General features: G+C 72.3%; 18 protein-coding genes and 1 pseudogene. 11 read left to right on the top strand and 8 right to left on the bottom strand.

All coding sequences use genetic code 11. The annotated features are described in order from the left end of the window. Nucleotides 1-3: 3 nt before the first annotated feature. The 9 genes from V7E45_RS12865 to V7E45_RS12825 all read left to right on the top strand — a co-directional run bounded on the left by V7E45_RS12865 (nt 4) and on the right by V7E45_RS12825 (nt 9,765). Nucleotides 4-1,515: a glycoside hydrolase family 3 protein gene (locus tag V7E45_RS12865; protein ID WP_333774252.1), complete on the top strand. Its 1,512-nt coding sequence runs from the start codon at nt 4-6 to the stop codon at nt 1,513-1,515. Nucleotides 1,516-1,719: 204 nt separating this feature from the next. After that, nucleotides 1,720-2,751 carry a phytanoyl-CoA dioxygenase family protein gene (locus V7E45_RS12860; protein ID WP_333774251.1) on the top strand — a complete coding sequence of 344 codons (1,032 nt, stop codon included), beginning with the start codon at nt 1,720-1,722 and terminating at the stop codon, nt 2,749-2,751. After that, nucleotides 2,748-4,061 carry a DUF6271 family protein gene (locus V7E45_RS12855; protein ID WP_333774250.1) on the top strand — a complete coding sequence of 438 codons (1,314 nt, stop codon included), beginning with the start codon at nt 2,748-2,750 and terminating at the stop codon, nt 4,059-4,061. The genes V7E45_RS12860 and V7E45_RS12855 overlap by 4 nt, the downstream gene beginning before the upstream one ends. Next, nucleotides 4,058-5,254 carry a type III PLP-dependent enzyme gene (locus V7E45_RS12850; protein WP_333774249.1) on the top strand — a complete coding sequence of 399 codons (1,197 nt, stop codon included), beginning with the start codon at nt 4,058-4,060 and terminating at the stop codon, nt 5,252-5,254. The genes V7E45_RS12855 and V7E45_RS12850 overlap by 4 nt, the downstream gene beginning before the upstream one ends. Nucleotide 5,255: 1 nt before the next feature. Further along, on the top strand, nt 5,256-5,762 hold the full coding sequence (locus V7E45_RS12845) for a GNAT family N-acetyltransferase (protein ID WP_333774248.1): 507 nt from the start codon (nt 5,256-5,258) through the stop codon (nt 5,760-5,762). After that, nucleotides 5,762-7,009, top strand: coding sequence for an MFS transporter (locus V7E45_RS12840; protein WP_333774247.1), 1,248 nt, complete (start codon nt 5,762-5,764; stop codon nt 7,007-7,009). Before V7E45_RS12845 ends, V7E45_RS12840 begins: the two co-directional genes overlap by 1 nt. A 162-nt stretch (nt 7,010-7,171) precedes the next feature. After that, entirely contained in the window at nt 7,172-8,539 is a 1,368-nt protein-coding gene (locus V7E45_RS12835) for an MBL fold metallo-hydrolase (RefSeq protein ID WP_333774246.1), read from the top strand. Nucleotides 8,540-8,611: 72 nt separating this feature from the next. Beyond that, nucleotides 8,612-9,022, top strand: a complete 411-nt coding sequence (locus V7E45_RS12830) for a rhodanese-like domain-containing protein (RefSeq protein WP_333774245.1) — start codon at nt 8,612-8,614, stop codon at nt 9,020-9,022. Then, entirely contained in the window at nt 9,019-9,765 is a 747-nt protein-coding gene (locus tag V7E45_RS12825; protein WP_333774244.1) for a sulfite exporter TauE/SafE family protein, read from the top strand. The genes V7E45_RS12830 and V7E45_RS12825 overlap by 4 nt, the downstream gene beginning before the upstream one ends. Nucleotides 9,766-9,820: 55 nt before the next feature. Here V7E45_RS12825 and V7E45_RS12820 read toward each other — a convergent pair whose 3' ends face one another. After that, the gene (locus V7E45_RS12820; protein WP_333774271.1) at nt 9,821-10,108 is read right to left on the bottom strand and encodes a metal-sensitive transcriptional regulator; all 288 of its coding nucleotides are present in this window, start codon (nt 10,106-10,108) and stop codon (nt 9,821-9,823) included. A 78-nt stretch (nt 10,109-10,186) separates the two neighbouring features. Between V7E45_RS12820 and V7E45_RS12815 the strand changes: the two genes are divergently transcribed. Then, a complete protein-coding gene (locus V7E45_RS12815; RefSeq protein WP_333774243.1) occupies nt 10,187-10,774 on the top strand; it encodes a rhodanese-like domain-containing protein in 588 nt (195 codons plus the stop codon). Nucleotides 10,775-10,799: 25 nt separating this feature from the next. On the opposite strand, the gene V7E45_RS12810 is transcribed toward V7E45_RS12815, so the two are convergent. The 7 genes and pseudogenes from V7E45_RS12810 to V7E45_RS12780 all read right to left on the bottom strand — a co-directional run bounded on the left by V7E45_RS12810 (nt 10,800) and on the right by V7E45_RS12780 (nt 17,317). Further along, nucleotides 10,800-12,500, bottom strand: coding sequence for an aminotransferase class V-fold PLP-dependent enzyme (locus V7E45_RS12810; RefSeq protein WP_333774242.1), 1,701 nt, complete (start codon nt 12,498-12,500; stop codon nt 10,800-10,802). A gap of 336 nt (nt 12,501-12,836) precedes the next feature. After that, a pseudogene (locus V7E45_RS12805) lies at nt 12,837-12,974 on the bottom strand (phosphorothioated DNA-binding restriction endonuclease); the annotation flags it as partial. A gap of 145 nt (nt 12,975-13,119) precedes the next feature. Further along, complete coding sequence (locus V7E45_RS12800) at nt 13,120-13,470, bottom strand: hypothetical protein (protein WP_333774241.1); 351 nt, start codon at nt 13,468-13,470, stop codon at nt 13,120-13,122. Continuing rightward, on the bottom strand, nt 13,467-14,804 hold the full coding sequence (locus tag V7E45_RS12795; protein WP_333774240.1) for a hypothetical protein: 1,338 nt from the start codon (nt 14,802-14,804) through the stop codon (nt 13,467-13,469). The genes V7E45_RS12800 and V7E45_RS12795 overlap by 4 nt, the downstream gene beginning before the upstream one ends. A gap of 6 nt (nt 14,805-14,810) precedes the next feature. After that, nucleotides 14,811-15,125, bottom strand: coding sequence for a hypothetical protein (locus tag V7E45_RS12790; RefSeq protein WP_319145558.1), 315 nt, complete (start codon nt 15,123-15,125; stop codon nt 14,811-14,813). Nucleotides 15,126-15,525: 400 nt separating this feature from the next. After that, entirely contained in the window at nt 15,526-17,055 is a 1,530-nt protein-coding gene (locus V7E45_RS12785) for a helix-turn-helix domain-containing protein (RefSeq protein WP_333774239.1), read from the bottom strand. 64 nt (nt 17,056-17,119) lie between these two features. Beyond that, complete coding sequence (locus V7E45_RS12780) at nt 17,120-17,317, bottom strand: DUF4236 domain-containing protein (RefSeq protein WP_333774238.1); 198 nt, start codon at nt 17,315-17,317, stop codon at nt 17,120-17,122. A gap of 364 nt (nt 17,318-17,681) precedes the next feature. On the opposite strand from V7E45_RS12780, the gene acnA reads away from it, so the two are divergent. After that, complete coding sequence (gene acnA, locus V7E45_RS12775) at nt 17,682-20,399, top strand: aconitate hydratase AcnA (RefSeq protein ID WP_333774237.1); 2,718 nt, start codon at nt 17,682-17,684, stop codon at nt 20,397-20,399. The last annotated feature ends 105 nt before the right edge of the window (nt 20,400-20,504 follow it).

Genomic DNA, 20,504 nt, shown 5'->3' with positions numbered 1-20,504 from the left:
CCGATGACCACACTCGCCACCACCGGTTCCGGCAGCGGCTCCGCCGCGGGCGACACCCTCACCCGCGACGCCCTCGCCGTGCTCCAGCCGGGCTTCGACGGCACCACCGCCCCGGACTGGGTGCGCCGCCGCATCGGTGAGGGCCTCGCCTCCGTCGCCCTGTTCGGCCGCAACGTCGTCAGTGAGGAGCAGGTCACCGCGCTCACCGCCGAACTGCGCGCCGAGCGGGACGACCTGCTGGTCGCCATCGACGAGGAGAGCGGCGACGTCACCCGCCTGGACGTGCGCACCGGCTCCTCCTTCCCCGGCAACCACGCCCTCGGGGCCGTCGACGACCCCGCTCTCACCCGGGGCGTGGCCCGCGAGCTGGGCCGGCGCCTGGCCGCCTGCGGTGTCACCTTCGACTGGGCGCCGTCCGCCGACGTCAACGCCAACCCCGACAACCCGGTCATCGGGGTGCGCTCCTTCGGCGCGGACACCGGCCTGGTGGCCCGGCACACCGCCGCCTGGGTCGAGGGCCTCCAGTCCACCGGCGTCGCCGCCTGCACCAAGCACTTCCCCGGGCACGGCGACACCAACGTCGACTCCCACCACGCGGTCCCGCGCATCGACGTGGACGTCAAGACGCTGTACGAGCGTGAACTGCCGCCCTTCCGCGCCGCCATCGAGGCCGGCACCCGGGCCGTCATGAGCGCGCACATCCTCGTCCCCGCCCTCGACCCGGACCGCCCCGGCACCCTGTCCCGGCGGATCCTGACCGACCTGCTGCGCGGCGAACTCGGCTACCAGGGCCTGATCGTCACGGACGGCATGGAGATGCGGGCCATCGCCGGCACCTACGGCCTGGAGCAGGGCGTGGTCCTCGCGATCGCGGCGGGCGCGGACGCGATCTGCGTCGGCGGCGGCCTGAACGACGAGGGCACCGTGCTGAAGCTGCGGGACGCCCTGGTGTCCGCGGTGCGCTCCGGCGAACTGACCGAGCAGCGGCTGGCCGACGCGGCGGCCCGGGTGCGGGAGCTGGCGCGGTGGACCGCCGGGGCGCGGGAGGGCGCCGGAGCCGTCGCGCCCGAGCCGGAGATCGGCCTGGTCGCGGCCCGCCGGGCGCTCACCCTGACCCGGTCCGGCGCGCTCGCGCCGGTCACGGAGCCGGTCCACGTCGCCCGGTTCAACCCGGCCCCGAACATCGCCGTCGGCGACGAGACCCCCTGGGGCGTCGCCGCCGAGCTGGACCGGCTGCTGCCGGGCAGCACGGCCGGCACCTACGGCGGACCCGAAGCGGGCCGTGCGGCCCTCGCGGCGGCGGCCGGCCGGCGGGTCGTCGCCGTGGTCCGCGACGAGCACCGGCACGACTGGATGGGCTCGGCCCTGGACGTGCTGCTCGCCGCCCGCCCGGACACCGTGGTGGTCGAGATGGGCGTACCGCAGGCCCCGCCGCGCGGCGCCCTGCACATCGCCACCCACGGCGCCGCCCGCGTCTGCGGGGTGGCGGCGGCGGAAGCCGTCGTGGCGGGCTGAACCACCCGCACCGCCACGCCCACGGCCGGCACCGGAGCCTCACCGAGGCTCCGGTGCCGGCCGCTTCTGCTTGTCCGACCAGCGGCATTCCGGCGGCAGTTGGGCGGCACTTTGACGGGGGTACCGGCCGGTAATCGTTGACACCCCAATTGGTCTAGTCCAGCTTGGGAGGGCGCTACAGTTCGATCACCACGGAGCGACGGCATGCACCAGCCCTCCCCTTTCCTCCATCGAGCGGCGTCCGGCCGCCCCTACTTCAGCGCGGACGGCGAGACCTACCTCGCCCCGACACCCCTGCGCCACCTGGAGAAGTCCCGCCCGCTGCGGGTGCTCTCCGAAGAGGACTTCGCGTTCTGGCAGACGTACGGCTACGTCGTCGTCCGCGAGGCCATCACCCCCGGCGACGCCAAGAGCCTGCTGGAGTTCGCCTGGGACTTCCAGGACCTCGACCCCGACCGCCCCGACACCTGGTACGAGGAACCGGAGTTCCGCTCCGAACTCGACCAGCACCTGTTCATCTACGGCTTCGTCGAGGCGTACCACCACCAGCTGATGTGGGACAGCCGCCAGGCGCGGCGGGTCCACGACGCCTTCGTGGACGTGTGGGACTGCGAGGAGCTGTGGGTCACTCTCGACCGGCTGAACCTCAACCCGCCCAATGTGCGGACCCGTTCGCGCTCCCTGATCGAGCCCACCGACGAGGGCTTCGACATCGAGCTGCACTGGGACGTCGACACCACCCTCGCCGTGCTGCCGCAGCGGGTCCAGGGCATCATCGCCCTCAACGACACCCGGCCCGAACTCGGCGGCTTCCAGTGCGCGCCGGAGCTGTTCCGCCGCTTCGAGGAGTGGCGCGTCGCCCAGCCGCCGGGACGCGACCCGATCCGGCCCGCCGTCGACCGCGCCGAGTTCCCCGTGGTCCGGCCCGACCTCCAGGCCGGTGACCTGCTGATCTTCAACGGCCTGCTGGCGCACGGTGTCGCGCCCAACCGCTCCGACAGTGCCGTCCGGGCCGTCCAGTACGTGTCGATGATGCCCGCCCTTGAGGAGCACACCCGGCTGCGGACCGCACGCGTCGACTCCTGGCGCACCCTCGCCACCCCGGACTGGAACGGCACCCTGCTCGGCGACGCGCGCCGCCCGGAGGCCCTGCGGTACGGACCCGCCGAACTGACCGGCCTCGGCCGCAGACTGCTGGGCCTCGACTCCTGGACCGGCGGGGAGGGCGCACAGTGAACCGAATCTGCCTGACCCTGCCCACCGACCGGGCCTGCTCCGCCACCATCACCGCGATCCACCGCGAGGCCGTCCACGCCGCCGGCCGGTTCGGCGCCGACGTCCAGCTCCTGATCCTCGACTCCTGCGACGACCGCACTCGCGCCGGGCACGCCGCCGTCGTGGCCGCGCTGCCGCCTGCCGCGGACGTCACCGTGCACCATCTCGGCGAAGGGCCGCAACGCAGCTTCCTGCGCCGGGTGATCGACCGGTCGGGACTGCCCGAGCCGGACCGGCTGCTGCGCCTCCTGCTGCCGGCCGGCGTCTCCTACGGCTCCTGCACCGACCGCGCCTTCCTGCTGGCCACCGCGCTCGGCTGCCACTCGGTGCACCGCCGGGACTCCGACAGCACCTACCAACTCCACGGCGGCGAACCGGTCTTCCCCGTCCACCACGAACTGCCATGGCTGGGCAGGCCCGCCGCCGAGGCGTCGGCCGCGGGCCTGCGCACCGACCTCGACCCGGCCCACGCCCACCGCCCGGTTTCCCTGGCCGGCGCCTCCTTCATCGGCGAACTCTCCGTCGACGTAGGGGAGATACGGCGCCGCGACGAGGGCCTCTACCACGAGGTCGTCGGCCTGTGGGCACCCGCCGGCTGCTCACCCGAGGACAGACGGCGGCTGGTCGAGGAGTCCTTCACCGGAGCGGGCACCGCCCCCTTCACCGAGGACCGCTCCACGCTGACCCTGGTCGACCCCATGCGGGTCGACATGTGCAACATCGCCTTCCACCACGAGGTGTACGAGCGCGTCCCGCTGCCCCCGGCCACCGACACCATCGGCAGCGACTACTTCCTCATCCACCTCGTCCACGACGCCCGGCTCCCCGGCATCCTGCACAACCGGCACATCGAGAACTTCCACACCCTCGAACGCCGTACCGACGCGGGCTTCACGGCCTACCAGACCCGCTACGTGAAGTTCCTGCTCTCGATGCTCCACCTGCACCACGTCTACGCCCGGATGGCCGCCGAGGGCGACCGGCTGCTGGACGCCCGGCAACGCGTACGGACCGGACGGATCGCGGAGCTGCTGCGTGAGAGCACCGGCCTCGACCACGCCGAGAACGAGTGGCGCCTCGACCGGCTCGACACCGCCTACCGCAAACTGGGCGGCCGCCACGCGGAGTTCGCCGAGCGGCTGACCGGGCAGCGGGCCCGGTTGCTGGCCGAGGCCCCCCGGGACATGGCGGACTTCGCCCTGCTGACGGAGGCCTGGCCCGCCCTGGTCGACGCCGCGCGGCACACCGCACCCGGGCCCGGGGAACGGTGACCGTGGAGATCAGCACGCGGCTGGCCGCCGCACTGGCCGCCGCCCCGGCCGACCGCATCGTCTACGACCTCGACGGCGTCGCCGCCCAGTACGACCGGCTGGTGTCCGAACTGCCCGGCGTCCAGGTCCGTTTCGCCCTGAAGGCCTGCCCGGTGGACGAGGTGCTCGCTCGGCTCGCGGACCGCGGCGCGGGCTTCGACGCGGCGAGCCCGGCGGAGATCGTCCAGGCCCTGCGCACCGGTGTGCCCGCCGACCTGATCCACTACGGCAACACGGTCAAGTCCGACGCGGACATCGCCGAGGCCCACCGGCTCGGCGTGCGCACCTTCGCCACCGACAGCGTGCAGGACATGGCGGCCGTCGCCGAACACGCGCCCGGCGCCCGGGTGTTCTGCCGCCTCGCCACCAGCGGGGACGGCGCCCTGTGGGGCCTGAGCCGCAAGTTCGGCTGCTCGCCCGGTGACGCCGTCCGGGTCCTCACCACGGCCGCCGCCCGCGGGCTCGTCCCGGCCGGTCTGTCCGTGCACGTCGGATCCCAGCAGATGACGTACGAGGCATGGCAGCAGGCCCTGGACACCCTCGCCGAGGTCCTCGACGCCCTGACCGCGCGAGGAGTCGTCCCCGACCACGTCAACCTCGGCGGCGGCCTCCCCGCCCTCGGCTGCCTCGACCGCCACGGCGAGCCCCTCGACCCGCCCCTGGACAAGATCTTCACCGTGATCCGCGAGGGCATGGAGCGCCTGGCCGGCCTCACCCCGGCCCCGCTCCGCTTCGTCGTGGAACCGGGCCGCCACCTGGTCGCCGACCACGGCGCCGTCCGCGCCCACGTGTACCGGCTCACCGAGCGGGCCCAGCCGGACGGGACGCGCACCCGCTGGCTGTACCTGAGCGTGGGGAGGTTCAACGGCCTGTACGAGATGGACCAGCTGACCCACCGGCTGGTCTTCCCCGCCCAGGCGGAACGCGCCGGCGAGGAGTACGTCCCCGCCGTCGTCGCGGGTCCCACCTGCGACAGCGACGACGCCTACGGCGGCGGCCGGTACCCGGTGCGCGTCCCCGCGTCCGTCGCCTCAGGCGACCCGGTCTGGATCCTGTCCGCCGGCGCCTACGCCACCAGCTACACGACCCAGGGCTTCAACGGCATCCGCCCCCTGCCGTGCGTGTGCGCACGCGGCCCGGAAGGACAACGCTGACATGACCGACGTCATACGCGGCCTCACCGAGGCCGACTGGCCCCAGGTCGCGGCCCTGGAGGCAGGGGCGTACGCCGACACCGCCCTGACCGAGGGCGAGGCCGCGCTGCGCTCCCGGGCCCGGGAGGGCACCTGCTTCGTCCTGGACCACGGCGGCCGGGTCGCGGGCTACGTACTGGCCCTGCCGTACCCGATGTTCCGCTACCCGGACCTGACCCGCCCGGAGGCGGCCGCCCACCGCTCGGCCAACCTCCATCTGCACGACCTGGTCGTCGGCGCGCCGCTGCGGCGCAGGGGACTGGGCAGCGCGCTGGTGCGCCACCTGACGCACGCGGCCGGCGCGCGCGGCTTCCGGACGATCTCGCTGATCGCCGTCGGCGGCAAGGAGCCCTTCTGGCGGGCCAACGGCTACCGCGCCCACCCCGGCGCCCGGCTGCCCGCCGGGTACGGCACCGACGCGGTCTACATGTCGGCCCGGGTGGCCGCGGCCCTGCGGGAGGCGAGCTGATGACCACCACTGCCGACGCCGCGGGAGGCGAGCCGAGGACCACGGCTGTCGACCCCGCGGGCTTCCGCCGCGCCAAGTGGGCGATCGCCTGCCTGTTCTGCTTCCTGGGTCTGCAGTACGCCACCTGGGCCAGCCGCCTGCCCGCGCTCAAGGCCAGGCTCGACCTGGGCGCCGGCGAGCTCGGGCTGCTGCTGATGGCCTGCGGGGCGGGCGCGGCGGCCTCCTTCCCGCTCGTCGCCCACCTGATGCGCAGGCTCGGTTCCCGGCGCCTGTCCCTCGCCTCCGCCCTGTGCCTCACCGCGCTGCTGATGGCCCTCTCCGTGGTGCCGGACTACCCGCTCGCGCTGCTGGTCGTCTGCGCCGACGGGGTCGCCGTGGGCTGCCTGAACGTCGCCATGAACGCCCAGGGCGCCGCCCTGGAGAAGGCGTACGGCCGCACCGCCATGTCCCAGCTGCACGCGACGTTCAGCGCGGGCCTGCTCGCCGCCGCCCTGCTGGCCTCCGGGAGCACCGCCCTCACCGCGTCGGTCCCGGCCCACTTCGCGGTCGCCGCCGCGCTGTCGCTGCTGCTCCTCGCCCGCGCCCGCACGGGCCTGCTGACCCACGAGGAGCCCCGCTCCGCGGGGGCCCGGCCCGGGGAACCCCGGCCGGAGGAGCCCCGGTCCCGGACGAGGTGGGCGCGGCCCGGCCTGCCCTCCGCCATGACCCTGCTGATGGGCTGCGCCATGACGTTCGGCACGATCACCGAGGGAGCCATGAACGACTGGTCGACGCTCTACATGAAGGACGTCGTCAAGGCCCCCGCGTCGGTCGCGCCGCTGGGCATCGCGGTCGTCTCGGTCATGATGCTGCTGGCCCGGGTGCGCGCGGACCGCTGGCGCGGCCGCTGGGGCGACGGACGCGTCGTGCGCACCGGCAGCGCCGTCGCGGGCGTCGGCCTGGCCCTCGCCCTCGCGGCCGGCGGCGTGCTGCCCACCCTGCTCGGGTTCGCCTGCGTCGGGCTGGGCGCGGCCGCCGTCACCCCGTGCGTCTACGTGGCCGCCGCCGCCCGCGGCTCGGACGCGCTGTCCCTGGTCGCCGCGATGGGGACGACGGGGCTGCTCGCCGGCCCCGCGCTGATCGGGTTCGTGGCGGGCGCCGGCGGTCTGACCCTGGGCATGGCCACGGTCGCGGCCTCGGCCCTGGTCGTCACCCTGACCGCCACCCGCATCCCCTGGCGGTCCCGCGTCCCGGCCCCCGCCGGGTAGGCCCCGGCCAGGCAGGACCGGCGGCCAAGGTCCCTCCGCCCGCCCGCTCCCCATATCGCCGAACACCCCCGGGATACCCCCGGGGGTACTCGTGCTACCGTCGAAGACATACCCCCGGGGGTAATTCTCCCGGGTCGTCCAGCGACGGAAGGGAGCCACCTCGTGTTCTTCGTCGACACGATCGAGGTGTCGGGACTCGGCAACCGCGGCTATCTGGCGGGCGGCGAGCGGACGGCGGTGGCCGTCGACCCGCCACGCGACATCGACCGGATGATCGAGGCGGCGGCACGGCGCGGGGTGCGCATAGCGCACGTCGTCGAGACGCACCTGCACAACGACTACGTCACCGGCGGCCCCGAACTGGCCCGGGTCACCGGCGCCGCCTACCTCGTGCCCGCCGCGGCCCGCGTCGCCTTCGCGCGCACCCCGGTCCACGACGGCGACCGCACGGTGGTCGACGCCGCCGCCGGACTCACCCTGCGCGCGGTGGCGACCCCCGGGCACACGCCGCACCACACCTCCTACGTGCTGGAGGCGGACGGCACCCCGGTCTCGGTGTTCACCGGCGGCTCCCTGCTGATCGGCACCGTCGGCCGGCCCGACCTCGTGGAGCCCCGCCTTACCGAGCGCCTCGCCCGCGCCCAGCACGCCTCCGCGCACCGGCTGGCCACCGAGCTGCCCGACGACACCACCGTCCTGCCCACGCACGGCTTCGGCAGCTTCTGCTCGTCCGGCCAGGCGCACGGGGAGACCACCACCATCGGCAAGGAGAAGGCCGCCAACGAGGCCCTCACCCGGGACGTGGACACCTTCGTCGACGACCTGCTCGCCGGCCTGGACGACGTCCCCGCCTACTACACGCACATGGCCCCGGCCAACGCCGCGGGGCCCGCCCCGGTCGACCTCACCCCGCCCGCCCCGGCCGACGCGGCCGAGATCGCCGCCCGGCTCGCCGCGGGCGAGTGGGTGGTGGACCTGCGCAACCGGGTCGCGTTCGCCGCCGGGCACGTCTCCGGCTCCTTCAACTTCGAGGCCGAGGGCCAGCTGGCCACCTACCTGGCCTGGCTGATCCCCTGGGGCCGGCCGGTCACCCTGCTCGCCGAGTCGGCCGAGCAGCTCGCCGCCGCCCAGCGTGAACTGGTGCGCGTGGGCATCGACCGGCCCGCCGCCGCGGCCACCGGGGACCCGCGCGACTGGGTCCGCCCCGGCGACACCCCGGCCTCCTTCCCCCGGGCCACCTTCACCGACCTCGCCGCCCGGTACCCGGCCCAGGACGTCGTCGTCCTCGACGTACGGCGGGACCTGGAACGCGCGGGCGGGTTCGTCGAGGGTTCGGTCCACATCCCGCTGCACACCCTGCACCGCCGGCTCGAGGAGGTCCCCGGCGGACAGGTGTGGGTGCACTGCGCGGGCGGCATGCGCGCCGCCGTCGCCGCCTCCCTGCTGGACGCGGCAGGCCGCGAGGTCGTCGCCGTGGACGACGCCTTCGGCGCGGCCGCGGACGCAGGTCTCCCGCTCCGCCTCGGCTGACCGCGCCGGATGCCGAAGCCGTCCGTGCACCACCACCCGTACCCACCGAGGGAACAGGAGCGCAGAGCCCAGATGAGCATCTTCCGACGAGACGCGCGCGCCCCCGGCCGGGTGACCGTCCGGCAGGCAGCCGCCCGCACCGGCCACGACGGCACCGCCGGACGCGCCGCCGACAAGTTCGCCGACGCCGCCGACGCCGTACTGCTGGACATCCGCGAACCCGACGAATGGCGGGCCGGGCACGCCCCGCGCGCCGTGCACCTGCCGCTGTCGGGGCTGACTGCCGGTGCCGGGCTGCCCGCCGCGGTACGGGCCCGGCCGCTCGTCGTGATCTGCCGTTCCGGCAACCGCTCCCGGCGGGCCGCCGAGCTGCTGGCCGCCCGGGGCGCCGACGCCGTGGACGTGATCGGCGGCATGCGGGACTGGGCCGCGGCGGGACTGCCCGTCGTGGACGAGCGGGGCGGGGACGGGACCGTCGCGTGAGTGCTCTCCTGCTCGCGCTCGCCGCCGGGGCCGTCATCGGCCTGGCGCTCGGCGCGCTCGGGGGCGGCGGCAGCGTCCTGGCCGTCCCCGCCCTGATCTACCTGCTCGGCTTCACCCCGGTCGCGGCCACCACCGCCAGCCTGATCGTCGTCGGCGTCACCTCCGCCACCGCGCAGTCCGCGCACGCCCGGGACGGCCATGTCCGTTGGCGCACCGGGCTGTTGTTCGCCGCCGCGGGCATCGGCCCCGCCGTGCTGGGCGGAGCGCTCGCCGCGCGGCTGCCCGGGGCCGCGCTCACCGCGGGGTTCGCCGTGGTCGCGGCGTTGGCCGCGGTACGGATGCTGCGCCCCAGGCCCGCGTCCGGCACCACCGAGCGGGTGCGCCCCGGCCGGGCGGCCGCGGCGGGCGCGGGACTCGGCGCGGTCACCGGTGTCCTCGGCGTCGGCGGCGGCTTCCTCGCCGTGCCCGCGCTGGTGAGCGTGGTCGGCCTGCGGATGCGGGACGCGGTGGGCACCAGCCTGCTCGTCATCACCGTCAACTCACTGGCCGCGCTGGCCATGCGGGCCGGCACGGCCGACGGGCTGGACTGGGCCGTCGTCGCGCCCTTCGCGGGGGCGGCGATCCTCGGCGCCTGGGACGGCAGACGGCTGGCCTCGAAGGTGTCAGGGACCGCGCTTCAGCGCGTCTTCGCGGTGGTGCTCCTGGCCGTGGCCGCGTTCATGCTGATCGACGCGGTGGTGTGATGAACCGCCGCCCGCCCGTCACGGCGCTGGGCCGTCCGCCGCCCCGCGCGGGCCCTCACGCCAGCGACAGGAAGAGCCGCTCCAGGCGGGCCCGCAGCTGCTCGGGGTTCTCGCCGTCCGCGCGAGCGGACTCCATGTCGGTCATGCACTGCTGCAGGCCCGTCGCGATGAGCGCGAAGCCCGCGCGGTCCAGCGCCCGGGACGCGGCGGCGAGCTGCGTGATCACGTCCTCGCAGTCGCGGCCCTCCTCGATCATCCGGATCACGCCGGAAATCTGGCCCTGCGCGCGGCGCAGACGGTTCAGGACGGACTTCAGCTCCGCACCCGCGAGTTCCAGTTCCACCATCGCTCCTCGACCGATACCCCTAGGGGTACTGTACGTCCCGGTCCGGGACGGCGTCGACCAAGAAGGATCCCCGCCATGAACGCCCCCCACACCCCCCTCACCCTGCGCGTCGACGAGATCGGCGACCGGCTGCGCGAGCCGGCCGTCATCGACGTGCGCACGCCCGGCGAATACGCCTCGGGCCATCTGCCCGGCGCCCTGAACATCCCGCTGGACCGGATCAGGCACGCCCTGCCCGAGATCCGGCACGCCGCCGAGCGCGGTGACGTCCTGCTGGTGTGCGCCTCCGGGGCCCGTTCCGAGCGCGCCGGCCGGCTGCTGGCCGAGCAGGGCGTCCACACCGCCACACTGGCCGGCGGCACCACCGCCTGGGCGGCCGCCGGCCACGACCTCGAGCGGCCCGCCGCCTGCGACCCCCGTTCCGGGTGGAGCATGGAACGCCAGGTACGCCTGACCGCCGGAACGCTGGTCCTGGCCGGGATCGTCCTCGGCCTCCTCGTCCACCCGGCCTTCCAGATCCTGTCGGCCGGCATCGCCGCCGGCCTGGTCTTCTCCGCACTCACCGACACCTGCGGCATGGCGGCGATCCTGGGCAGGCTGCCCCACAACCGCCCCCGCCCGGCCGACCTCGGCGCGACCCTCACCGCACTGCGCGCCCGCTGAGCCGCGCCCCCGCAGGGAAGGCGCGTCAGCTCGCGGCGGCTCTGGGGGAACCCTCCAGGCAGACCGGCGGCAGGGGGAACCAGCGCATGCGTTCGAAGGCGAGGGGCAGGCCCGTGGGGCCCTCGTCCAGGCGGCCGGGGCGGGAGGTGAGCAGGTCGCGGGCCTGGTCGAGCTGGGCGGCCAGCGCCTCCTCGCCGAGCCGGCGACGGCGGGAGGGCGGGGCCGTGATCCGCCCGTCGGCGGTGAAGCCGACCTCGGTCAGCCGCAGCAGCGGGTCACCGGTGCCGGCGTGGTGGTGCCACCGGCCGGTGCCCGGGTCGAACCGGTAGTCGGGCAGCAGCCGGTGGCCGTACGTGGCGATCAGGTCGACGGCGTCCACCAGGTAGTCGCGGACGGTGTCGCTGATGAAGTAGTTGAAGTTCAGGCGGATCCAGCCGAGCTTGATGCCGTCGCACCCGCGCGCGACCTCGTCGAGCAGGGCGTGCGAGGTGGCGGAGTCGATCGCCAGCAACCGGTGCCCGTACGGCCCCGCGCAGGAGCAGCCGCCGCGCGCCTGGATCCCGAACAGGTCGTTGAGCAGCGCCACCACGAAGTTGTGGTGCAGGTGGGAGCCGTCACCGTGGCGGACGCGGAAGGAGACGATGGACAGCCGGCGCGCGTGCCGGTTCCCCAGGATCTCCAGCCCGGGGTTCGCGTCCCAGTGGGCCAGCGCGTGGCGCCAGTGGCGTTCCTCGGCCGCCTGGATGGTGTCGGTCCCGACCGCCCGCTTGAGGGTGAACACCAGCCCCGCGCGTACGGATTCGACGATCGCCGGGGTGCCGCCCTCCTCCCGGGCGACCGGGTCGTCCAGGTAGCGGTGGCCGAGCGGGTCGACGAAGGTGACCGTGCCGCCGCCGGGCACGGTGGGCACCCGGTTGCGGACCAGGTCACGGCGTACCACGAGCACCCCCGGCGTCTGCGGGCCGCCGACGAACTTGTGCGGGGACAGGAAGACCGCGTCCTTGTGGTCGCCCGCGCCCGGCGCGCTCGCCGCGACCCGGATCGGCACGTAGGGGGCGGCGGCCGCGTAGTCCCAGAACGACAGGGCGTTGTAGGCGTGCAGCAGCCGGGCGACGCGGTCGGTGTCGGTCAGGATGCCGGTGACGTTGGAGGCGGCCGAGAAACTGCCGATGCGCAGCGGCCGGTCCGCGTGCCGGCGCAGCCCCGCCTCCAGCGCCCCGAGGTCGATGTGGCCGTCCGCGTCCTCGTCGATCACCACGACGTCGGCGACGGACTCCCGCCAGGGCAGTTCGTTGGAGTGGTGCTCGTAAGGCCCCACGAACACCACGGGCCGCTCGGCCGGGGGCGGCGGCGGGCCGGGCCGGCGCAACTCCAGGATGCCGACCAGCTTGTTGACCGCGGCCGTGGCCCCCGAGCCGCAGAAGATCACGACGTCGTCCTCGGTCCCGCCGACCGCCTCCCGCACGATCCGGCGGGCGTCCTCGCGCAGCCGGGTCGTCTGCAGTCCGGTGCGGGAACTCTCGGTGTGGGTGTTGCCGTAGCCGGGCAGCACCCGCTCCCGGACGAAGTCCTCGACGAAGTCGAGCGCCCGGCCGGACGCGGTGTAGTCGGCGTAGACGATCCGCTTGGGCCCGTACGGCCCGTCCAGCACCTCGTCGTCGCCGATCAGCCCGCGCCGTATGCGTTCCAGCAGCGGCGCGGCGGCCGATAACGGCGAGGCGCTCACGACCGCGCCCCGAGGGTGCGCGCGGGCGGTCGCCGCCGTACGTCCGGATCGTCGGGCCTCGCTCGGGTGCCGGTCATGACCGCGCCTTTCGCGTCGTCGCCGCCCGCGGCCGACGTCCGGCCGGCCACGGAGGACACGGTGGATCGAGAGGTCGACGACCTGCGCCGAGCGCCGTCGGGCCGCCGCGCTAGCCGTCGCGACGCATACCCTACCGGGTATTTTTCCAGGAGCGGCGGCGGAGCACCGTCGCTCCACGAAATGACCGAGAGTCGACGTGAACACGGCGCTCACGCGGCGCTGTTGCATGCCGCGACTGCGAGGTGTCGGCGCGGGTGCTCAGGCGGTACCGGTAACCGGGTCGCCTCGGAAGACCTGGCCGGCGTGCCAGGTGCGGTGGACCTCCGCGACGGGCCGGACGCCCGGCCGGGGGCCGATCAGCGGACGGTTCGCGAGCGCCGTGACATGGTCGCGGCTGCGGTGCTGCGCCCGGCGCCTCCGTCGATGACCGGGCCGCCTTCCGCATACACTCGCGGAACTATTCACTCAACGTTTCCTGAACCCCGCCGGGGAATCCCGCCACTTTTCCCTGTTGCGCATTCCGATACACCATTGATCGCCCTCAAAGACCCGGCGCAAGCAGGGTCAGCCGCAGCAACGCGGCGACTGCCAGCGCCGCAGGAAGGGCGTACCACCACCGGCGCAGCCACTCGGCCTTGACGAAGACCCACGTCAGCAGCGCCAGCACGCAACAGAAACCCAGGCCGACCCCGGCCGCGACACGAGAACCGGTGACGGCCTGCCGGTCCCAGGACCCGTCCGGCTCGACCATGTAGGACGTGAGCACGACGTACCCGGTGACGAGGGCCGCCAGAGCGAGCACGACGGCACACACACCCGTGCCGATCCGGCTGGAGATCCCCGGTCGTCGATCTCCACGCTCGACGGTGGTCGAACCTGCGCCTGAGCTCACCGCAGCGCCTCCTTCGCGTCGTCCAGTTTCCGGTCGAAGCCCCGACCGTATCCCTGGGCGTTCGGGTCCTCGTAGTACGGTCCGCCGTTGTAGCGGGCGGCCAGTTCCTGCATCTGGGCTCGGGTCATCTGTTCCGGCGGCACGTCGGCGAAACCACTCTCCGCCTTGAGTTGGGCCAGGTACTCCGAGGCGATGAATATGTTCTTCGACGGGTCCTTGACGGCGCCTACGACAACGTCCCGCTGCATGTCGGTGAGGTGGTGCGGGTCGTAGCCGAGCACCTCGGCGGCGCGGCGCACCTGAATGGACAGCGGCCCCATCGATGTGTCGTCCGGGTCCTCTTGACCAGGAAGGATCTTCCGGCCTTCGAAGGCCGCGTCGTCGAGCCAGCCGGGGTCGCCCTCCACTTCCTGCCAGGCGATGCCGGCGACCATCTCGGGTGGCAGGCCGGAATCGTGCGCGGCGGCCCGGATGAGGTCACTGTTGGCGGAGATGTACTCGCGACGCTTGTCGTCGTCGTTGGACCACATCCAGTAGTTGTTGCCCTGGGCCTTCGGCAGCCCGTCGATGCGGGTCTCGATCCGCGACAGGATCTCGTTCGCCACGACGTCGTCGCCCATGGTCGGGATCGCGTCCACTTTCGGTCCTGCCCCCGGCAGTTGCGCGTAGGGGTTGTCGCTTGCCTGGTGTGCCTCGGTGAGCAGCGGCCCCAGGCTTTTCAGGAACTGCCCCGGGTCCCCGACGGGACTCTGGAAGTCAGGAAGAGAGCGGTAGGCGGCCTTGATGTCGGCAATGCACTGCTCGCGTGCTTCGGATTCCACGCGCAGGGCGTCGCCGTAGTGGTCACTGGTCTGGTGGTAGTACCGCTCGGCGTCCTCGCGTATCGCGTCGACGTCAACGGTCACCTCCGCGAGCCAGTCCAGCACCCCGGTACTGGCCCGCAGGTCCTCCCACTGCCGCATGGGCTCGGCAGCCCGCGCAGTCGGCGTGACCGCGCTGGCCTCACGAGACATCACTTCGGACAACTGCTTCTCGGTCACCTTGCCGCTCTTGTAGTGACTCTTGGCGGTGGAGACCGCGTCCGAGTACGTGGTGAGAGCGGTACTCACCGTCCGGAAGGCTTCCGACAGAGTGTCGGTGAGCTCCTTGGCCTCCTTCAGCCGTTTGGCGTACAGGTCGCGGGCTTCGCTCTGCCAGTCCACTTTCACGGCCTTGCGGAAGGCCTCATCGGTGGTGTGGATGAGTTTCTGCAAACGAGTGAACTCCGCAGCACTGCGCTCTATGAGGGCCGGGTTCGCGTCCTCCAGGAACGCGACGTCCTCGCGATGGGTCACTGCGGATCACCGGTTCCCAGGTTCGGTGTAACGCCCGGACGTCAGGACGGAGTTCAGCTTGGCGTGCACCCCGTCGTCATACTTCGTGTACGTGTTGTCGGCCGACCTGAGCTTGCCGGCCAGTGCCGCCAGCAGCACCACCGCGTCGTCGTACTGGTCCTGGGCGAACCGTGCGAAGGTCTCGGCGTTCGAGGCTACGTCTGGATGGGCTCGGGGAGCACGGCACATCGTCGCGTTCTCTCCGTCCATGCGCCCCTCGTACAGGACTCCCGCGATCTCGAGCAGGACATGAGAACTGCCGTTGATGGAGGCAGCGTTCACGGCGAACCCGTCCCCGTGTCCGGACGGCCCAGCGGCTGATCCGCCACCGCCCATGTCGGCGGGCAGCTGGTTCAACTGCGTGTGTGCCGAATGTGATTGCCTGGCAAGGGCATCTGCTTTGAGCTGTGCCCATTCCTCGTCCCACGACATGATGTCAGCCCCCCGTCGTCCAGCTGTCGCACTGTCGCATCACATGTACATGCGTTCGCCAAGTTTGCCATGAAAGTGCAAACAGATGATCAAAGTCGATCGGTCGGCGGATGTGCTGGAGCTGAGGAATCTTCCCCTACGACGTGCACCCTGCGGCCTGACGTGCGCGAGCAAGCGCCCGCGGACACCGCCGCACCCCCTCCAGGCCCATGTCGGTGAAGCCCGGTCAGGGTGCGGCGGCAGCCGTTGCTCAGATGTCCCGGAAGATCTCGATCTGCGCCCCGATCGAGTTCAGCCGTTCCGCGAGGTCCTCGTAACCGCGGTTGATGACGTAGACGTTGCGCAGCACCGACGTGCCCTCGGCGGCCATCATCGCCAGGAGGACGACCACGGCGGGGCGCAGGGCCGGCGGGCACATCATCTCGGCGGCGCGCCAGCGGGTGGGGCCCTCGACCAGGACGCGGTGCGGGTCGAGGAGCTGGAGGCGGCCGCCCAGGCGGTTGAGGTCCGTCAGGTAGATGGCGCGGTTGTCGTAGACCCAGTCGTGGATGAGGGTCTGGCCCTGCGCCACCGCCGCGATGGCCGCGAAGAAGGGGACGTTGTCGATGTTCAGGCCCGGGAAGGGCATGGGGTGGATCTTGTCGATCGGGGCTTCGAGCTTCGAGGGGCGGACGGTGAGGTCGACCAGGCGGGTGCGGCCGTTGTCGGCGAAGTACTCCGGCGACCGGTCGTGGTCGAGGCCCATCTCCTCCAGGACGGCCAGCTCGATCTCCAGGAACTCGATCGGGACCCGGCGCACCGTCAGTTCCGACTCGGTGACCACGGCGGCGGCCAGCAGGCTCATCGCCTCGACCGGGTCCTCGGAGGGGGAGTAGTCGACGTCGACGTCGATGTTCGGCACGCCGTGCACGGTCAGCGTGGTGGTGCCGATGCCCTCGACCTTGACGCCGAGCGCCTCCAGGAAGAAGCACAGGTCCTGGACCATGTAGTTGGAGGAGGCGTTGCGGATGACCGTGACGCCGTCGTGGCGGGCGGCCGCGAGCAGCGCGTTCTCGGTCACGGTGTCGCCGCGCTCGGTCAGGACGATCGGGCGGTCGGGGCGGACGGTGCGGTCGACCTGGGCGTGGTACTGGCCCTCGGTGGCCGCGATGTCCAGGCCGAACCGGCGCAGCGCGATCATGTGCGGCTCGATGGTCCGGGTGCCGAGGTCGCAGCCGCCGGCGTAGGGCAGCTTGAAGTGGTCCACGCGGTGCAGCAGCGGGCCGAGGAACATGATGATCGAGCGGGTGCGGACGGCCGCCTCCGCGTCGATGGCCGCCATCTCCAGCTCGGCGGGCGGCACCAGTTCCAGGTCGACGCCGTCGTTGATCCAGCGGGTGCGCACCCCGATGGAGTTGAGCACCTCCAGCAGGCGGTACACCTCCTCGATCCGGGCCACCCGGCGCAGCACCGTGCGCCCCCTGTTCAGCAGCGAGGCGCACAGCAGCGCGACACAGGCGTTCTTGCTCGTCTTGACGTCGATGGCACCGGACAGCCGGCGGCCGCCGACCACCCGCAGATGCATCGGGCCGGCGTAGCCGAGCGACACGATCTCGCTGTCCAGGGCCTCGCCGATACGGGCGATCATCTCAAGGCTGATGTTCTGGTTCCCGCGCTCGATGCGATTGACGGCGCTCTGGCTGGTGCCCAGCGCCTCCGCGAGCTGCGTCTGTGTCCAGCCACGGTGTTGCCGGGCGTCACGGATGAGCTTGCCGATGCGTACGAGGTAGTCGTCTGCCATGAGGCTGAGGTTATCTCAGATATGAGATGGCGCCCGCCGGGGGGTCCATTCGGGTGATGTCCCGTCAACGCTCCCTGGCCGTACGGGTGCGACGCCAGCCGAAAGGTCCGGGCAAATCGACCGATGTCGTACGACGTCCGGTACTGCTGTGGGTGTGTCGCGGCCCGTGCTTGCCGCCGGTGGTGAGGGACCAGGAGTGGCGGTTGATGTTCAGCCGCACCCCGGGCAGGATCCGGAAGCTCTTGCGGAAAGTGAGCGCCATGGACGCCTCCTTCGGTGGTGTTCGGGTCGAGCGTCGCTCAACTCGGATACCCCGTAGCCGCTTGGAGATGGCAGGCGGCCGCGGACGGTCGTGGGCCGGTGTCCGGTGTGCGCCGGTCCGCCCCGCGCGGGATGCTCGACTGTGGCCGACGCCACCGGAAAACGGCGGGGGCCGGGCCCGGCCGGGCATGACCAGCCGACGCCCATGTACTAGAGTTATCTCGACATCGAGATATCTGCCGAGGCGCACCGTGGTCGCCACTCCAGTAAGGCTGACCTAACTTAGCCTGACCTCACTGGATCGCCCAAGCCGGCGTGGCGGCACGATTGACGGTGGTACGCGCACATCAATGAAGGAGACTGTCGTGTCGGCGAACAGCTTCGACGCCCGCAGCACGCTGCAGGTGGGCGACGAGTCGTACGAGATCTTCCGGCTGGACAAGGTGGAGGGCTCGGCCCGGCTGCCGTACAGCCTCAAGGTCCTGCTGGAGAACCTGCTCCGCACGGAGGACGGCGCGAACATCACCGCCGACCACATCCGCGCCGTCGGCGGCTGGGACTCCCAGGCCCAGCCGTCGCAGGAGATCCAGTTCACGCCGGCCCGCGTGATCATGCAGGACTTCACCGGCGTCCCCTGCGTCGTGGACCTCGCGACCATGCGTGAGGCCGTGAAGGAGCTCGGCGGCGACCCCGCCAAGATCAACCCGCTGGCGCCGGCCGAGCTGGTCATCGACCACTCCGTCATCGCCGACAAGTTCGGCACCAACGACGCCTTCAAGCAGAACGTCGAGCTGGAGTACGGCCGCAACAAGGAGCGCTACCAGTTCCTGCGCTGGGGCCAGACCGCCTTCGACGAGTTCAAGGTCGTCCCGCCGGGCACCGGCATCGTCCACCAGGTGAACATCGAGCACCTGGCCCGCGTCGTCATGGTCCGCGACGGCAAGGCCTACCCCGACACCCTGGTCGGCACCGACTCGCACACCACCATGGTCAACGGCCTCGGCGTCCTCGGCTGGGGCGTCGGCGGCATCGAGGCCGAGGCCGCGATGCTCGGCCAGCCGGTCTCCATGCTCATCCCGCGCGTCGTCGGCTTCAAGCTGACCGGTGAGCTGCCCGCCGGCACCACCGCCACCGACCTCGTGCTCACCATCACCGAGATGCTCCGCAAGCACGGTGTGGTCGGCAAGTTCGTCGAGTTCTACGGCGAGGGCGTCGCCGCCACCTCCCTGGCCAACCGCGCCACCATCGGCAATATGTCGCCGGAGTTCGGCTCCACCGCCGCGATCTTCCCGATCGACGACGAGACCCTGAACTACCTGCGCCTGACCGGCCGCTCCCAGCAGCAGGTCGCGCTCGTCGAGGCGTACGCCAAGCAGCAGGGCCTCTGGCTGGACCCGAAGGCCGAGCCGGACTTCTCCGAGAAGCTCGAGCTGGACCTGTCCACGGTCGTCCCGTCCATCGCCGGCCCGAAGCGCCCGCAGGACCGCATCGTCCTCGCGAACGCCGCCGAGCAGTTCAAGCTGGACGTCCGCAACTACGTCGACGACCTCGACGAGGCGGGCAAGGAGTCCTTCCCGGCCTCCGACGCCCCGGCCGTCCACCCCAACGGCTTCCCGTCCAACCCGTGCCCGGTCACCGCGCCCGACGGCACGACCTACGAGCTGGACCACGGTGCGGTGACGGTAGCGGCCATCACCTCCTGCACCAACACGTCCAACCCGTACGTCATGATCGGCGCCGCCCTGGTCGCCAAGAAGGCGGTCGAGAAGGGCCTGACCCGCAAGCCGTGGGTCAAGTCCACCCTCGCCCCGGGTTCGAAGGTCGTCACCGACTACTTCGAGCGGGCCGGCCTCACCCCGTACCTGGACAAGCTGGGCTTCAACCTCGTCGGCTACGGCTGCACCACCTGCATCGGCAACTCCGGCCCGCTGCCGGAGGAGGTCTCCAAGGCCGTCAACGACCACGACCTCGCCGTCACCTCGGTCCTCTCCGGCAACCGGAACTTCGAGGGCCGCATCAACCCCGACGTCAAGATGAACTACCTGGCGTCCCCGCCGCTGGTCGTCGCGTACGCCATCGCCGGCTCCATGAAGGTGGACATCACCCGGGACGCCCTGGGCACCGACCAGGACGGCAACCCGGTCTTCCTGAAGGACATCTGGCCGTCCGAGGCCGAGGTCAACGAGGTGGTCGCCGCCGCCATCGGCGAGGACATGTTCTCCAAGTCCTACAGCGACGTCTTCGCCGGCGACGCCCAGTGGCAGGCGCTGCCGGTCCCGACCGGCAACACCTTCGAGTGGGACGCCGAGTCGACCTACGTCCGCAAGCCCCCGTACTTCGAGGGCATGGGCATGGAGCCGGAGCCGGTCTCCGACATCACCGGCGCCCGCGTCCTGGCCAAGCTGGGCGACTCGGTCACCACCGACCACATCTCCCCGGCCGGTGCCATCAAGGCCGACACCCCGGCGGGCAAGTACCTCACCGAGCACGGTGTGGAGCGTCGTGACTTCAACTCCTACGGCTCGCGCCGGGGCAACCACGAGGTCATGATCCGCGGCACGTTCGCCAACATCCGCCTGCGCAACCAGATCGCGCCGGGCACCGAGGGCGGCTACACCCGCGACTTCACCCAGGCGGACGCGCCGGTGTCGTTCATCTACGACGCCTCGCGCAACTACATCGAGCAGGGCATCCCGCTGGTCGTCCTGGCCGGCAAGGAGTACGGCTCGGGCTCGTCCCGCGACTGGGCGGCCAAGGGCACCGCGCTGCTCGGCGTCAAGGCCGTCATCGCCGAGTCCTACGAGCGCATCCACCGCTCGAACCTGATCGGCATGGGCGTCCTGCCGCTGCAGTTCCCGGAGGGCGCCACCGCCCAGTCCCTCGGTCTGACCGGCGAGGAGACCTTCTCCTTCACCGGCGTCGAGGAGCTGAACAACGGCACCACGCCGCGTACGGTCAAGGTCACCACCGACACCGGTGTCGAGTTCGACGCGGTCGTCCGCATCGACACCCCCGGTGAGGCCGACTACTACCGCAACGGCGGCATCATGCAGTACGTGCTGCGCAGCCTGATCCGCAAGTAGCACGCACGAGCGGTACGACGGCCGAGGGCCGCACCCCCCGCACCGGGGGTGCGGCCCTCCGCCGTGCGCCCGTGCACCGGGGGTGCGGCCCTCGGTGTGCGCCCG

Source organism: Streptomyces sp. IBSBF 3136 (assembly GCF_036815105.1).
GTDB lineage: Bacteria > Actinomycetota > Actinomycetes > Streptomycetales > Streptomycetaceae > Streptomyces.
Note: the sequence above shows the minus strand (reverse complement) of the source record. Positions and strands in the feature narration are given on the sequence as shown.